At 56.3% G+C, this 15857-nt stretch carries 10 protein-coding genes; 9 read left to right on the top strand and 1 reads right to left on the bottom strand.

Features of this window, described 5'->3' with window-relative positions:
* Positions 1 to 30: 30 nt before the first annotated feature.
* The 3 genes from MKI83_RS08275 to fadA all read left to right on the top strand — a co-directional run bounded on the left by MKI83_RS08275 (position 31) and on the right by fadA (position 4149).
* Positions 31 to 471: a hypothetical protein gene (locus tag MKI83_RS08275; RefSeq protein WP_241584812.1), complete on the top strand. Its 441-nt coding sequence runs from the start codon at positions 31 to 33 to the stop codon at positions 469 to 471.
* A 325-nt stretch (positions 472 to 796) separates the two neighbouring features.
* The gene (fadB, locus tag MKI83_RS08270; protein ID WP_241584810.1) at positions 797 to 2944 is read left to right on the top strand and encodes a fatty acid oxidation complex subunit alpha FadB; all 2148 of its coding nucleotides are present in this window, start codon (positions 797 to 799) and stop codon (positions 2942 to 2944) included.
* Between the two features lie 29 nt (positions 2945 to 2973).
* A complete protein-coding gene (gene fadA, locus MKI83_RS08265; RefSeq protein ID WP_241584809.1) occupies positions 2974 to 4149 on the top strand; it encodes an acetyl-CoA C-acyltransferase FadA in 1176 nt (391 codons plus the stop codon).
* Between the two features lie 70 nt (positions 4150 to 4219).
* Here the strand turns inward: fadA and MKI83_RS08260 are convergent, their stop codons facing one another.
* Positions 4220 to 6025 carry an alpha-amylase gene (locus tag MKI83_RS08260; RefSeq protein ID WP_241584808.1) on the bottom strand — a complete coding sequence of 602 codons (1806 nt, stop codon included), beginning with the start codon at positions 6023 to 6025 and terminating at the stop codon, positions 4220 to 4222.
* A gap of 259 nt (positions 6026 to 6284) precedes the next feature.
* On the opposite strand from MKI83_RS08260, the gene malE reads away from it, so the two are divergent.
* The 6 genes from malE to malK all read left to right on the top strand — a co-directional run bounded on the left by malE (position 6285) and on the right by malK (position 15819).
* The gene (gene malE, locus MKI83_RS08255) at positions 6285 to 7472 is read left to right on the top strand and encodes a maltose/maltodextrin ABC transporter substrate-binding protein MalE (RefSeq protein WP_241584807.1); all 1188 of its coding nucleotides are present in this window, start codon (positions 6285 to 6287) and stop codon (positions 7470 to 7472) included.
* 66 nt (positions 7473 to 7538) lie between these two features.
* The gene (gene malF / locus MKI83_RS08250; RefSeq protein ID WP_370867370.1) at positions 7539 to 9110 is read left to right on the top strand and encodes a maltose ABC transporter permease MalF; all 1572 of its coding nucleotides are present in this window, start codon (positions 7539 to 7541) and stop codon (positions 9108 to 9110) included.
* 11 nt (positions 9111 to 9121) lie between these two features.
* Positions 9122 to 10012, top strand: a complete 891-nt coding sequence (malG, locus tag MKI83_RS08245) for a maltose ABC transporter permease MalG (RefSeq protein WP_241584805.1) — start codon at positions 9122 to 9124, stop codon at positions 10010 to 10012.
* Positions 10013 to 10146: 134 nt separating this feature from the next.
* Complete coding sequence (gene malT / locus MKI83_RS08240; protein ID WP_241584804.1) at positions 10147 to 12891, top strand: HTH-type transcriptional regulator MalT; 2745 nt, start codon at positions 10147 to 10149, stop codon at positions 12889 to 12891.
* A 162-nt stretch (positions 12892 to 13053) separates the two neighbouring features.
* On the top strand, positions 13054 to 14688 hold the full coding sequence (locus MKI83_RS08235) for an alpha-glucosidase (RefSeq protein WP_241584801.1): 1635 nt from the start codon (positions 13054 to 13056) through the stop codon (positions 14686 to 14688).
* 15 nt (positions 14689 to 14703) lie between these two features.
* Entirely contained in the window at positions 14704 to 15819 is a 1116-nt protein-coding gene (gene malK / locus MKI83_RS08230) for a maltose/maltodextrin ABC transporter ATP-binding protein MalK (RefSeq protein ID WP_241584799.1), read from the top strand.
* Positions 15820 to 15857 lie beyond the last annotated feature (38 nt).

The raw sequence follows: 15857 nt of genomic DNA, 5'->3' as shown, positions 1-15857 counted from the left end.
ATCAGTGTTTATCTTTATTAAGGATACGCCATGAATTGGACTTGGCTATGGGTAGTGCTTGGCTTGTTCCTGATTATCAGTCCGGCTTTTTGGTTGTTGCCATCGCGTCGGCAGAAGGGACAAATGGCGATGCGCCTTGCCGCCGGTCGGCAGGGTATTCGTGTGAGCATGGTACGGCCGGATTGGCCGCATTGGATGCTTGATCACGTCGCCAATGAAACGGCGCAATACACTTGGGTACGCAAGCGTGCGAGCCAGCCGCTTGTGCAGTTTTGGCAGGTGAGTGCGCAAGTCTGGCACAACAAATGGCGCGAGCCTCTAGAAGATCAAGACCTGCTTGCGCACCTGCAAACGCTACCTGCGGATGTGTGGAGTATCGAAATCGGCCCTGCAGCCGTGCAGTTAACTTGGGCTGAACGTGGCGAGGTGAGCGGGTTAGAGGCGGTTAGTCAGGTGTTAAAGTCGCTCTGACAAACAGGGCTGCAGGTCTTGAGATATCTTCTAAACTCTGTCGAGCCCTACGGGTACGTGGGTCTAAACACGGTTTTGTGACAAATCGTCGCGGTGTGGCTCGCGCCTTAAAGGTCAAGATTGACATTTGTGGGCTTTTCCCCGATGGTGTGCTCACCCAAATCAAACAAGCGTATGAATCGAGCGTTTGGTATGCGCTCATAGATTCAACGCCGCTAGGGTAAGCGAGCACTGGACGGTTGAATAACATCAACCAAGTGCCGTAGGACCATATAACACAGGGATGAACCTGGGTTTCACTCTTCCAACGCGTGGAGATCTGTTGATGATTTACGAAGGTAAAGCCATCACGGTTAAGCCTCTTGAGGATGGTATTGTCGAATTGAACTTCGACCTCAAGGGCGAGTCCGTCAACAAATTCAACCGACTGACGCTGTCTGAACTGCGTGCCGCAGTTGACACCGTCAAGTCTGACAGCTCAATCAAAGGCCTCGTGGTCACCAGTGCCAAAGACGTATTCATCGTCGGCGCTGACATCACTGAGTTCGTTGATAACTTCAAAATGGCCGATGAAGAGCTGATGGCTGGCAACCTCGAAGCCAACCAAATCTTCAGCGATTTTGAAGACCTGCCATTCCCCACAGTGGTTGCCATCAATGGCATCGCGCTGGGTGGCGGCTTCGAAATGTGCTTGGCCGGTGACTACCGCGTCATGTCCAGCAGCGCCAAAGTTGGCCTGCCGGAAGTTAAGCTGGGTATCTACCCAGGCTTCGGTGGCACCGTTCGTCTGCCACGTGTTGTCGGTGCCGACAACGCGGTTGAGTGGATTGCCTCGGGCAAAGAAAACCGTGCTGACGACGCCCTCAAAGCGGGTGCCGTAGACGCTGTGGTTGCACCGGCAATGCTGCACGCTGCCGCTGTTGACCTGGTGAAGCGCGCAATCTCTGGCGAGATGGACTACAAAGCCAAGCGTCAGCCTAAGCTGGAAAAGCTTAAGCTCAACGCGATGGAGCAAATGATGTGCTTCGAAACCGCCAAAGGTTTCGTTGCTGGTCAAGCGGGCCCGAACTATCCGGCGCCGGTTGAAGCCATCAAAACCATCCAAAAGGCTGCGAACTTCGGTCGCGACAAGGCCTTGGAAGTAGAAGCTAAAGGCTTCGTTAAGCTGGCCAAGACCACCGTTGCATCTAGCCTGATCGGCTTGTTCCTGAACGATCAGGAACTGAAGAAAAAAGCTAAGCAGTACGACGAACAAGCCGGTGATGTGAAACTGGCCGCCGTATTGGGTGCTGGCATCATGGGTGGCGGTATCGCCTATCAGTCTGCCGTTAAAGGCACACCGATCATGATGAAGGACATCCGCGAAGAAGCGCTGCAGTTGGGCTTGAACGAAGCCACCAAACTGCTGGATAAGCGCGTTTCTAAGGGCAAGCTCAGCGCCGTGAAAATGGCCGAAGCCCTGAACGCGATTCGCCCAACCCTGTCTTATGGCGATTTCGCCAATGTTGACATCGTGGTTGAAGCGGTTGTGGAAAACCCCAAGGTCAAGCAAGCCGTACTGGCCGAGCTAGAAGGTAACGTGAAGGAAGATGCCATTCTCACTTCCAACACTTCTACCATCTCGATCAGCCTGTTGGCACAAGCGCTGAAGCGTCCAGAAAACTTCTGCGGCATGCACTTCTTCAACCCAGTGCACATGATGCCGTTGGTAGAAGTGATCCGTGGTGAGAAGTCCGGCGCTAAAGCCGTGGCAACCACCGTGGCTTACGCGAAGAAGATGGGCAAGACCCCAGTCGTGGTTAATGACTGCCCGGGCTTCTTGGTTAACCGCGTTCTGTTCCCATACTTCGGCGGTTTCGCCAAGTTGGTGAGCTTGGGTGTGGACTTCCAGCGCGTTGACAAGATCATGGAACGCTTCGGTTGGCCCATGGGCCCTGCGTACCTGATGGACGTCGTCGGCATGGACACCGCTCACCACGCGCGTGACGTGATGGCTGAAGGCTTCCCAGATCGCATGAAGGAAGACAAGAAAACTGCGGTTGACGCTATGTACGAAGCCGAGCGCTTCGGCCAGAAGAACGCCAAAGGTTTCTACGTCTATGAAACTGACAAGCGTGGCAAGCCGAAGAAGGTTTCTGATCCGGCAGCCTACGAAATCCTTAAGCCAGTGGTGTACGAGCAGCGCGAGCTGAGCGACGAAGAAATCATCGAAATCATGATGGTTCCGCTGTGTTTGGAAACTATCCGCTGCCTGGAAGAGAACATCGTCGACAGCGCTGCTGACGCCGACATGGGCTTGATCTACGGCATTGGCTTCCCTCCCTTCCGCGGCGGCGCGCTGCGCTACGTCGACACCCTGGGTGTTGCCGAGTTCGTAGCCATGGCTGACAAGTACGCCGACTTCGGTGCCCTCTACCATCCGACCGCTAAGTTGCGTGAGATGGCTGAGAAGGGCGAGAAGTTCTTCGGTTAACGCGGACCAGTTGAGAGCGAGATAGATTTATGAGCTTCAATCCGAGAGACGTTGTCATTGTTGACTTCGGCCGCACCCCGATGGGGCGCTCCAAGGGTGGTATGCACCGCAACACCCGTGCCGAAGACATGTCTGCCCATTTGATCCGTGGCGTGCTGGACCGCAACCCTAAGGTTGACCCAGCTGAAGTCGAAGACGTGATCTGGGGCTGTGTAAACCAGACTCTGGAGCAGGGTTGGAACATCGCGCGCATGGCGTCGCTGATGACCCAAATCCCGCACACTGCAGCTGGCCAAACAGTAAGCCGCCTGTGTGGTTCTTCCATGAGCGCCCTGCACACTGCAGCGCAAGCCATCATGACCGGTAACGGTGATGTGTTTGTGGTCGGTGGTGTTGAGCACATGGGCCACGTTGGCATGATGCACGGTGTCGATCCAAACCCGCACATGTCGCTGTATGCGGCGAAAGCGTCGGGCATGATGGGTCTGACCGCTGAAATGCTGGGCAAAATGCATGGCATTAGCCGTGAAGCCCAAGATCAGTTCGGCTACCGCTCGCACAAGCTGGCTCATGAAGCCACGCAAAAGGGCTGGTTCAAGAACGAAATCATCCCGATGGAAGGTGTCGACGAGAACGGCTTCCTGAAGGTTTTCGACTTCGACGAAACCATCCGTCCTGAGACCACCGTTGAAAGCTTGGGCGCTCTGCGTCCGGCCTTTAACCCGAAGGGCGGTACTGTGACTGCGGGTACTTCCTCGCAAATCACCGACGGTGCTTCGTGCATGCTGGTGATGTCTGCACAGCGCGCTAAAGATCTGGGTCTGGAGCCTCTGGCTAAGATTCGTTCGATGGCCGTTGCTGGTGTAGATCCAGCCATCATGGGTTACGGCCCAGTTCCATCCACACAGAAGGCACTGAAGCGTGCTGGCCTGACCATCGACGACGTCGATCATGTCGAGCTGAACGAAGCCTTCGCTGCCCAAGCACTGCCGGTTCTGAAGGACCTGAAGTTGCTGGACAAGATGGAGCAGAAGGTCAACCTGCACGGCGGCGCGATCGCTCTGGGTCACCCCTTCGGTTGCTCAGGTGCGCGTATCTCCGGCACCTTGCTGAACGTGATGAAGCAACATGGCGGCACCATTGGTGTATCCACCATGTGCGTTGGCCTTGGCCAAGGCATCACCACCGTCTTCGAGCGTCTGTAATTAGCGCTGGTTGATGGGTAGAGAAACCCGCATCTTCGGATGCGGGTTTTTTTATGCCTCAGGATTTGTCTTAGCGGGCTTGCACCACGACCACTACGTCGTCGTCCAGCTGGCGCATAAACGCATAGGGTTGAGTAGCGAGTTGGCTGTGCTGGCCGGCGCCAACGGCGGGGTGGCGCATGCGAAATTGCCCCAGTGTTTGCCAGTGCTTGAGTAAGGCGGCGTGTGTGGGTTGGTTTAACTGCGCCCAGTTCATGTCAGAGCGCGTGCCTTGCTGAGGGTCGGAGCCGGATGGGCCGGCAGGGCGTGCCGTTTCATCGCCGTAGTAGATTTGCACAGTCCCAGGTGTCAGCAGTAGAGCCGCGGCTAAGCCTTGTTGGCGTTTGAGGTCTTGGCTTGTGGTGGTAACAAACAGCGACGTGTCATGGCTTGAGGCATAGCTCATAAAGTTGTGCGTTGGATTCTTCGCAAGGCGTGAGGCGTAATCGCGATAGCCTTGTTCGGCTTTGCGCAGGCACTGACTAGCGGGGCCGGCGATGTCTTGCTGAAAAGCAAAGTTGATGAGGGCGTCGAAACCGTTGTCTTGGTAGTGGCTTTCGTCAGGGCCGTGGCCGAATACTTCACCGACCATCCAAAAGTCGCTGCCAGCCATTGGGTCTGACGGGTTGGCTTGTGACCATTCGGTGCGAGCTTTGTCCGCGGCTTGCCGCAGGGCCAGCCAAGCGTCTGGCTCAACATGCTTGACTGTGTCGGCACGAAAACCATCGACGCCATAGTCACGCACCCATTGGCTAAGCCATGTCACTAAGTAGTCGCGCACGGTGTGGTTGGCTAAGGTTGTCGCGCCGGTATCGGCTTTGTTGCGCAAGAAAGCTGGCAGGGCGACGGCTTTGCTGGCTTCGGTTTTAAAGTCAGGTAAAAACGCCAGCGAGCCTTTAATCGGGTCGATCACCGCACTTGGTGGATTGTCATAGTCGGCAATGCCGGCGCGTACCCAGTCTTGGCCCCACCAGTTCGCCCAGTCGGGGTGATCGTAGTCGATCAGGTTGTGGTAAGCGTGCAGGTTTTCATGGCTTTGCGGTTGCCACTGCCGCCAGTTATCGGGCAAGTAGCGCTGCATCCCTTTACGCAAACCGCCAAAGTTAAGGCGTTGCATGTCGGCCAGTGTGGCGTAGCCGGGGTGGTTCATCACGATATCAAACAGCACCCGAATCCCTCGGGCGTGGGCTTGCTTGATCAGTGTGTGCAGGTCTTCGGGCGTGCCCATATTGGCGTCGAGTCGGGTGTAATCCAATGCGTAATAGCCGTGATACCCATAATGGCGGAAGTCGCCTTTATCGCCGCCGCCCACCCAGCCATGGATTTGCTCGTAGGGAGCGCTAATCCATAAGGCGTTAACGCCGAGCTGCTGTAAATAATCGAGCTTGCTGGTAAGGCCTGCTAAGTCGCCGCCATGAAAGGTACCAATTTCATCGTCGCCGTCGGGCTGGCGCCCATAGCTGTGGTCGTTGCTGGTATCGCCATTAGCAAAGCGGTCGGTCAGCGCGAAATACACAGTGGCGTTGCGCCAATTAAAGGGCGCGGCGCTTTTAGCAGGGCTCTGGTCGCGTTCGAGCAGAAACAAGCCATGCGCGTTGGTCGTAGGCGTTAGCGTGACTTTGCCGTGTTTAACGGTAAGTTTTTGTTGGCTGAACACTTCGCGCAGCTGAGTGCCGTGGCTGAAGGCCTGACTGACGTCGACAGTGATAGGCCTACTGTTCAGCGTTTGGCAGTCGCTGTGGCTAAACGGCTGATTGTCTGCGGCGAGCGTTGTGGGCGGGGTTGCGCAAGCGCAGAGGGTGAGGGCGAGGCGCATTGATCTCAGCGTCAGCTGCATGGCGTTGTCCTTGGTTTTGTTGTTTTATGCGCGTTATTAAACAGGGCTGTGTAGGCCGTTGTGCAGGCGTAGTGGCTGATGAGTGCAGGCTGGTAGGGGCGGACTACGCCTTTTTGCTACGCCCCGCACCCTAAGGGTGGGGATGATGTAGGGCTTGCGGGGCTGTTTGAGTATCCCTAAACGCGAAATCCATTGCAGTGCTGATGTGAGAACGCGCCAACGTTGTGGATCAACAATAAGAAGCCACGAGGGTAAACGAATGAACAAGAAGTTGTTGGGTGTTGCTGTGCTGGGTTTGGCAGCCACCATGAGTCTGCCACTGTCAGCCTATGCCGCCATTGAAGAAGGCAAGCTGGTCATCTGGATTAACGGCGACAAGGGCTATAACGGCCTTGCCAAGGTGGGCGAGAAGTTTACCGCCGACACTGGAATCAAAGTGGAAGTGGCGCATCCCGATAGCGCAACCGACAAGTTCCAGCAGGCCGCTGCCACGGGTAATGGGCCCGATATCTTTATTTGGGCGCACGATCGCTTCGGTGAATGGGCGCAGAGTGGTTTGATTAGTCCGATCAATCCCAGTGCCGCCACCAAAGAAAGCATCGCTGACTTTGCTTGGGAGGCGGTGAGCTTCAAAGGCAAGAGCTGGGGCTACCCGATCGCGGTGGAGGCCGTTGGCCTGATCTACAACAAAGCGCTGGTGCCGACACCGCCGAAAACCTTTGATGAGGTCATGGCGCTGAATGACAAGCTGGCCAAAGACGGCAAGCGCGCGATTTTGTGGGACTACAACAACACCTATTTCACTTGGCCGCTGCTGGCCGCCAATGGCGGCTATGTGTTTGAAAATAACGCCCAAGGCTACGACGTGAAAAACGTTGGCGTGAACAACGCAGGCGCCAAACAAGGCGCTGCGGTGCTTAAAGCTTTGGTGGACAAGGGTGTGATGCCTAAAGGCGCTGATTACAGCGTGATGGAAGCGGCCTTTAACAAAGGCGAGTCGGCGATGATGATCAGCGGCCCATGGGCTTGGTCGAACATCAAAAAAAGTGGCATCGACTTTGGTGTCGCGCCAATCCCCGCCGTGGGTGACAAAGTCAGCCGGCCGTTTACTGGGGTGATGGCCGCCGCTTTAAATGCTGCCAGTCCAAATCAAGCGCTGGCCACTGAGTTTCTGGAAAGTTACTTGTTGCAAGTTGATGGCCTAAAAACCGTCAACGCCGATGTGCCATTAGGTGCCGTGGCGAATAAGGCCTATATGCAAGAGTTGTCGAGCGACCCTTACATTCAAGCAACCTTTGACAATGCACAGCTGGGCCGGCCAATGCCGAACGTGCCTGAAATGGGCGCTTTCTGGTCCGCAATGGGGCCGGCGCTGTCTAACATCACCTCGGGCCGTCAGTCGGTGGATGAAGCACTGGACGACGCTGCCAAGCGTATCGCCAAGTAAAACCTGACTAGCGCCGGGGTAGCCCTCTCTACCCCGGCGCTAGTCTTTTATGAGGCTAAAACCAAAATGTTTGCCGTGAATGCTGCTGAGCGCGTAACTCCTACGATGATGAAATCAACAACACGATTGCCCATGGCCCAGTGGGGCAAGGGGTGCAAGTGGGGCCTGTGGTTCGCTTTTAATGCGCTGGCCTTGTATCTGGTGGTGGTGCTCTATGCCCAGCAACAGACCGCCTTTGCCCTGTTGGGTTTGGTGGTCACGGGTATTGCCAGTTTTGTGTTTATCAACAAACGCGCTTATGCGCATCGTTACACCTACCCGTCGGTGGCGGGTATGTTGGTGTTTGTGATTTTTCCGCTGCTGTACACCGTGGGTATCGGCTTTACCAACTACAGCGGCAGTAACCTGTTAAGCCTCAGTCAGGCGCAGGAATACCACCTTAAACAAACCTATGTCAGTGGTGCGCGGCATCCCTTTAGCTTGCATGACGGAGCAAGTGGTCAGCGGTTAAAGGTCACGATCGGCGATCAGGCGCTGGTTTCTGAGCCACTGAATGCCGAGTCAGCGGGTGACGGCGCCAGCGTACCGCTCATGCCAGCCAGCAACGTCACAGCACTAGGCGCGGCGCTACCGCTGCGTGATGTGATCGCTCAGCGCAAAGCCTTGGAAACATGGACGTTCATCGCGCCAAACGGTGTAGAGCTGCGCTTGTACGGCTTGCGTGAAGTGGCGACGGTAAAGCACCTCTACCGTTTGTTAGACAACGGTGATTTGCTCAATAACCGCTCGGGTGAGCGGCTGAACTTAGATCACCAGCAAGGCTTTTATGTCGACAGGCACGGCAATACAGTGGCGCCGGGCTTCACTGTGTATGCCGGTTGGAGCAACTTTGCGCGAGTGCTCAGCGATAAGAGTATCCGCGATCCGTTTTTGCAGATTTTTGCATGGACCGTGGTCTTTGCTGCTTTAACCGTGGTGTTCACCTTGGCGGTTGGTTTGGTGTTGGCCAGTTTGCTGCAGTGGGAATTGGTTCGCGGTAAGGCTTTCTATCGCATGATGCTGATCTTGCCGTATGCGGTGCCGGCGTTTATCTCGATCTTGGTGTTTAAGGGGTTGTTTAACCAAAACTTTGGTGAAATCAACCTGGTGCTCGACAGCTTATTTGGCTCGCGGCCTGACTGGTTCAGTGACCCGACGCTGGCGCGCAGCATGATTTTGATCGTCAACACGTGGCTGGGTTATCCCTACATGCTGCTGTTGTGCATGGGCTTACTGCAGGCGATTCCGCGCGACTTGTATGAAGCCTCGGCCATCGACGGTGCCAGTGCGCTGGATAACTTGCTGCGCATCACCTTGCCGCTGTTGATGAAGCCTTTGATGCCGCTGTTGATCGCAAGCTTTGCCTTTAACTTCAACAACTTCGTGTTGATCACTCTGCTCACGCAAGGCGCGCCGGACATCATCGGTGCCACCACGCCAGCGGGCACCACCGACTTGTTGGTGAGTTATACCTACCGCATCGCGTTTCAAGATTCCGGGCAGAACTTTGCCTTGGCTTCGGCGATTGCCACGCTGATTTTCATCTTGGTCGGCGCAATGGCCTGGCTCAACCTCAAACTCACCAAGGTTAAGGTTTAAGGAGTACGACAATGGCTATGGTTTATCCCAAGTCGACCCGCTATCGCGTGTGGTTTACGCATCTGACCTTATTGGGCTTTATTGCCTTGATCGTCTTCCCGTTGTTGATGGTGGTGTCGATTTCTTTTCGTGAGGGCAATTTCGCCACCGGCAGTTTGTTTCCGGATCAGCCAACCTTGGAGCATTGGTCGCTGGCGCTGGGGATTCCTTACACACAAGCGGATGGCACAGTGCTGCAGCCGCCATTCCCAGTGCTGACGTGGTTATGGAACTCGCTGAAAATTGCCTTTATCAGCTCGGTGCTGATCTTGATGTTGTCGACCACCAGTGCCTATGCCTTCGCGCGGCTGCGCTTTGCTGGCAAAGGGCCGATCTTAAAGGCCATGCTGATTTTTCAGATGTTCCCGCCGGTACTGACCTTGGTGGCGATCTATGCCTTGTTTGATCGCCTGGGCCAGCACATCAGTTGGCTTGGGGTGAACAGTCATGGCGCGGTGATCGTGGCGTCGCTCGGTGGCATGGCACTGCATATCTGGACGATCAAGGGCTATTTCGAAAGCATCGATGCTTCGCTTGAAGAAGCGGCCATTGTTGACGGTGCTACTACGTGGCAAGCCTTTGTGCACATTCTGCTGCCGATGAGCGTACCGATTTTGGCCGTGGTGTTTATCTTGGCCTTTATCACCAGCATCACCGAATACCCCATGGCCTCAGTGCTGTTGATGGATATCGACAAGCTCACTTTGTCGGTGGGCGCGCAGCAGTACTTGTATGAACAAAACTACCTGTGGGGCGACTTCGCCGCCGCGGCAGTGTTGTCGGGCCTGCCTATTACCGCCGTGTTTTTGTACTGTCAAAAATGGATTGTCGGTGGCCTGACTGCCGGCGGCGTCAAAGGCTAACGCGCGTATTGATCTAGCCCAACACGCCAGAGCGTGATGCTCTGGCGTGTATGTTGGTATAAAACCCGTAGACTCCAACGCTGCCCGCACTGCCAGAGCCGTCGCAGTGACATAACAACAAAGGGGAGAGCGATATGACATCTGCCATGCCAACGGTGCTGCCACTGATACCGGCCAAACTCAGCTTGCCGTACCTGCCGGAAGGGGTCATTCGGCGTCCGCGGTTTGATGAGTACCTCGAGCGCTTGGCGCACATCCGTTTGGTGGTGTTGCAGGCGGCCAGTGGCTTTGGCAAAACCACCCTTGCGTGTCAGTGGGCGCAAGACTATGCCGGGGCTACGGCGTGGTTAACCCTTGATGGCAGTGATAACGATCCCGTGCAGCTGGGTCGTTACTTGGTCAATGCCTTGCATAGCGAGCTCAGCCAAGGTTGCCCCAACACCCAAGCCTTAGCCGAGCAGGGCGCGTATTCATTGCCGGCATTGCTCACGCATTTGCTGGCGGAGCTGCCGCCCAGTCACGAGCCGCTGTTGTTGGTGTTGGATGAATTCGAAACCCTTCATCAGCCAGAAGTGATTGAAGGTTTGCGCTTGTTCCTCCGCCACATGCCGGTGTGGATGACCTTGTTGGTGTGCAGTCGCGGTCTGCCTGATTTGGGTGTGGCGCAATTGCGGGTTAAGCACCAGTTGCTGGCGCTGGATGCCAGTCACTTGGCGTTTGAAGATAACGAAGTGCAAGCCCTGCTGGAGGGTGGCTTAAGTTTTGCCGTTAACCGTGAGCAAGTAGAACGCCTCAATCGTCGGATTGGCGGTTGGCCATGCGCGTTGCAGCTGGCCTTGCAGGAGGTGCAAACCGGCCGTGGCATGGATGTGTTCTTAGACAGCCTACAGCTAGGCCACCCCTACATTCGTGATTACCTGCGCGAACAAGTGCTCAGTGAGTTGGATGCACCCACTGAGGACTTTTTATTTTCCACCTGTGTGCTGGAGCGCTTCAGTTCGGCGCTGGCCGACCGCTTAACCGCCAGCTGTAATGGCCGTGAAATGCTCGAGCAGCTTGAGCGCGCAGGGCTCTTTATCCAGGCGGTGGATAGCCTGCGTCAGTGGTTTACCTACCATCCGCTGTTTGCCACCTTTTTGCAGGGCGAGCTGCGCACCCATCGGCCTGCGCGTATCAACGAGCTGCACCTCGCCGCCGCCGCGGCGTTGCTGGAAGAGGGCATGCCGCAAGAAGCCGCCCGCCATGCGGTACAGGCCAAAGCCGCGGCGCAGGTCAAGGCCATCATTGATCAATATGGTCGCCAGTTTTACCGCCAAGGTTTGCTGGATTTGCTGCAAAGCTGCCTAGAAACCCTCAGTGATGACGAGATTGCCGGCTCTATCTTGCTCACCTTGCTGCAAGCGTGGGTGATGCAAAGCCAGTTCCGTTTTGATGAGGTCGAGCGTTGGCTTAAGGCCGGCGAGGCGGTGCAGCAGGAGCACTATTCGCCGCATGAGTGGGAGCGTATCGAAGCGGACTTTAAAGCCGTGCGCGCCCAAGTGGCGATGAACCAAGGGCAGCATCAGCGGGCCATCGAACTCGTGCGCGAGGCGCTCCGTTATGAGCCCATGACCATGCGCACCTCGCGTGTGGCGGCGATGTCCGTGTTGGCGGAAGCGCACTTTGTACAGGGCGATCTGCGTGAGGCGCAGGCCGAGCACGAGCAAGCGGAAAAGCGCGCCCGCGAGATTCATGCCTCACAGCCGGTACTGTGGAGTTTGGGCCAGCTATCGGAAATCGCCATGGCGCGCGGTCAGTTGCAAAAGGCCTACAACATTCAAGAACGCGCCCTGCAATACATCGAGCAAGAGCAGTTGCCTGCGACGCCGATTATGGAGTTTATCCATCGCGTGCGCGGCCAGTTGTTGTGGGAATGGCACCACCTCGATGCGGCCGAGCAGTGCGCGCTCCAAGGCATCGCGATTTTGGACCAAGTTGGCCAGCGCTGGTTTTTGCAGTGTTACGCCTTACTGGCGCGGGTCGCGTTTGCCCGTGGGCAGCAAGATGTGTGCGCCGACTACATCAATAAAATGCAAAGCATGTTGGCCGACGATAACTACCACATCGACTGGCTCGCCAATGCGCATGCGGTCATGCTGAATTTTTGGGAGTCCACCGAAGACGTTGAAGCGGTGCGCCGCTGGTTGACCAGCGCGCCGTCGCTGCGCCCCGGTAGCAATCATTTCACCCAGTGCAACGCCCGCAACCATGCACGGGCCCATGTGATGTTGGGGCAGGTGGACAAGGCCTTGCCGATCTTGCGTCAATTACAAGCCGATGCCGAACGGCATCAGTTAGTGATGGATCTGAACCGCAATCATATCCTGCAAGCACAGCTGTTCTGGCAACGTGAAGAGCGGCAAAACGCGCTGGATCATCTGCATAAATCCCTAACGCTGGCCAGCAGCACCGGTGCCTTAGGCAGTTTCTTGCGCATCGGTAAGCCCTTGATCGTGATGCTTAAGGCGGTGCAGCACGAGCGCACCTTGGATGACTTAGAAAACCAACGCGCCGAACGCTTAGTGCAATTGGCGCAGCAGCAGCGCGATTTTAGCCGCGCGATTCGCATCACGCTGGATGAGGCGGTGATCCAAGACATCATCAATCGCCCCGATGTGCCGGAGTTAATCCGTCATTCGCCGCTGACCCGCCGTGAGTGGCAGGTGTTGAGCTTGATTCATGCCGGTATCTCTAACGAGCAAATCGCCGAGCAGCTCAACGTGGCGCCGACCACGATCAAAACCCATATTCGCAGTCTGTATCAAAAGCTCAACATCACACACCGCAGCGAGGCGGTGCAGTTAGCGAAAAGCTTGCTGAGTAAAATTCAGGGTGAATAAGCCGCGCTGGCGCGGCATGGCAGGGCGTGCGGCAGCACCTAGGAGGGAGGCGTACTACGCCTAATCCTTACGCCTAGCTCAGTCGCGTAGGGGAGGATGCGACTCTAGTCGCGCCTCTCTACATTGGGCAGCGTCTAAACAGAACAATAAGGATTATGCGCAATGCCTGCCCCTTGTAATGATTGGTGGCGCGGTGGCGTCATCTACCAGGTTTATCCGCGCAGCTTTTTCGACAGCAATGGCGATGGCGTGGGAGATCTGCCAGGCGTACTCGCCAAGCTCGACTACATCGCCAGCCTGAATGTCGATGCTATTTGGCTTTCGCCGTTTTTTACCTCGCCCATGAAAGACTTCGGCTACGACGTGGCGGATTACCGCAATGTCGATCCGTTGTTTGGCAACTTGGCCGACTTTGACGCGCTGATTGCCGCAGCGCATGCACGCGGGCTGAAGATCATCATCGACCAAGTACTGAATCACTCATCCGATCAGCACCCTTGGTTTGCCGAAAGCCGCAGCAGTCGCAGCAACCACAAAGCCGATTGGTACGTCTGGGCTGACCCAAAGCCCGATGGCAGCGTGCCCAATAACTGGTTGTCCGTGTTTGGTGGCCCCGCGTGGACGTGGGATAGCCGCCGTAAGCAGTATTACCTGCACAATTTTTTAAGCAGTCAGCCCGATTTGAACTTCCACTGTGAGGCGGTGCAGCAGCAACTGCTGGACGACATGGCGTTTTGGCTAGAACGCGGCGTTGATGGTTTTCGTCTGGATGCAGCCAACTTTTACTTTCATGACGCGGCGCTGCGCGACAACCCCGCCAATAGCGATATCAAAGAGGGCGGCATCGGGGTGCGGGCGGATAACCCTTACGCCTACCAGCGCCACGTGTACGACAAGACCCAGCCAGAAAACATCGGCTTTTTGCGCAAAGTGCGCAGCCTGCTCGATCGTTATCCCGGTAGCACCACGGTGGCTGAAATCGGTTGCGACCATTCGCTGCGGACCATGGCGGCCTATACCGCCGGCGGTAACACCTTGCACATGGCGTACTCCTTCGACTTGCTCACCGAGCAGTGCAGCCCAGAGTTTTTACACCACACCATCGCCAGTATTGAAGGCGAGCTGAGTGACGGCTGGCCCTGTTGGTCGGTCGGCAATCACGATGTCGTGCGCGTGCTCAGTCGTTGGGCGCAAGCAGGGCAAACGGCGCCCGATAGCGAGCGTGGCCGCGTGCTGATGGCGTTGCTGTTGTCGCTGCGCGGGAGCGTGTGTCTGTACCAAGGTGAAGAGCTGGGGCTGCCGGAGGCGCAAGTGGCCTACCAAGACTTGGTCGACCCCTACGGCATCGCCTTTTGGCCCGAATTTAAAGGGCGCGATGGCTGCCGCACCCCCATGCCTTGGCAGCATGATAGTGCTCAAGCGGGCTTCACCACGGGCAAGCCGTGGTTGCCGGTATCTGAGGCCCAGCAAGCACTGGCGGTGGATGTGCAGGAGCAAGACGAACACTCGCTGCTCAACACCTACCGTGCGTTTTTGGCTTGGCGGCGTCAGCAGCCGGTGCTGATCGAAGGCAGTATTCGCCTCTGGCACGCCGACCAACACCTGCTGGTGTTCGAGCGCCGTCATGCCGATGAGGCGTGGTTGTGCCTGTTTAACCTTGGCACCGCTGCACAAACCTACAGCTTGCCTGTGATGGTTGAACCGCTAGAGCGCGTGCCAGCGGCCAGTGCTGATTTTCAAGGTGGCCGCGTACACTTGGCGGTCAATAGTTTTGGTTACGCCCGTCTGTTGGGTTGATTGAAGGAGTAGCCCATGGCTAGCGTTACCCTGCGCAATATCTGCAAAAGTTACGACGGCACCCCGATCACGCGGGGCATTAATTTGGATATCGAAGACGGTGAGTTCGTCGTCTTTGTCGGCCCGTCGGGCTGTGGCAAGTCCACCTTGCTGCGTTTAATCGCCGGACTGGAAGACATCACCAGCGGTGATCTGTATATCGGCAATCAGCGCGTTAATGACTTGCCACCGATGGATCGCTCGGTGGGCATGGTGTTCCAAAGCTATGCCCTGTACCCGCACATGAGCGTGGCGGAGAACATGGGCTTTGGCCTCAAGTTGGCCAAGCAAGACAAGCGTGAAATTGCCCGACGCGTTGACGAAGCCGCCCGCATCCTGCAATTGGAGTCGTTATTAACGCGCAAGCCTAAAGATCTCTCCGGTGGCCAGCGTCAGCGTGTGGCGATTGGCCGCACCATGGTGCGCGAGCCTAAGGTGTTCTTGTTTGATGAGCCGCTATCGAATCTTGATGCCTTCTTGCGTGTGCAAATGCGCATTGAGATTTCTCGCCTGCATCAGCGCCTGCAGTCCACCATGATCTACGTCACCCACGATCAGGTAGAAGCCATGACCATGGCGGATAAAATCGTGGTGCTCAATGCCGGACAAATCGCTCAAGTTGGTCAGCCACTAGAGCTGTATCACTATCCGCAAAACAAGTTTGTTGCCGGTTTTATCGGCTCGCCACAAATGAACTTTTTAGACGTCAAAGCGCTGAGCAGTGATGCTGAAAATGTCACGGTGGAGCTGCCCAACGGCTTTAAGTTAAAGGTCAATGTCGATGGCAGCGGCGTGCAGGCCGGTGAAATGCTGACCTTGGGCGTGCGCCCAGAGCATTTCGTTGACCCTGAGCAGGCTGATTTCATCTTCAACGGTGAGATCAATGTGGCCGAGCGCTTGGGCGATCAAAACCTGTTGTACCTGAGCATCGAAGGCGTGCCCGACATCATCACCCTGCGCAGCGATGGTAATCGCAAGGTGGCGGTTGGTCAGACCTACGCGGCGGGTCTGGATGTGAACAAGTGCCATGTGTTTCGCGCCGATGGCCAAGCCTGTCCGCGCCATTATCGAGAGCCGGCAATTTACGGCTAATTACAGCTAAGAGACGGGCGTTACGCAAAAAAAACCGA

This window comes from Atopomonas sediminilitoris (genome assembly GCF_022601735.1).
Lineage (GTDB): Bacteria > Pseudomonadota > Gammaproteobacteria > Pseudomonadales > Pseudomonadaceae > Atopomonas > Atopomonas sediminilitoris.
Note: the sequence above shows the minus strand (reverse complement) of the source record. Positions and strands in the feature narration are given on the sequence as shown.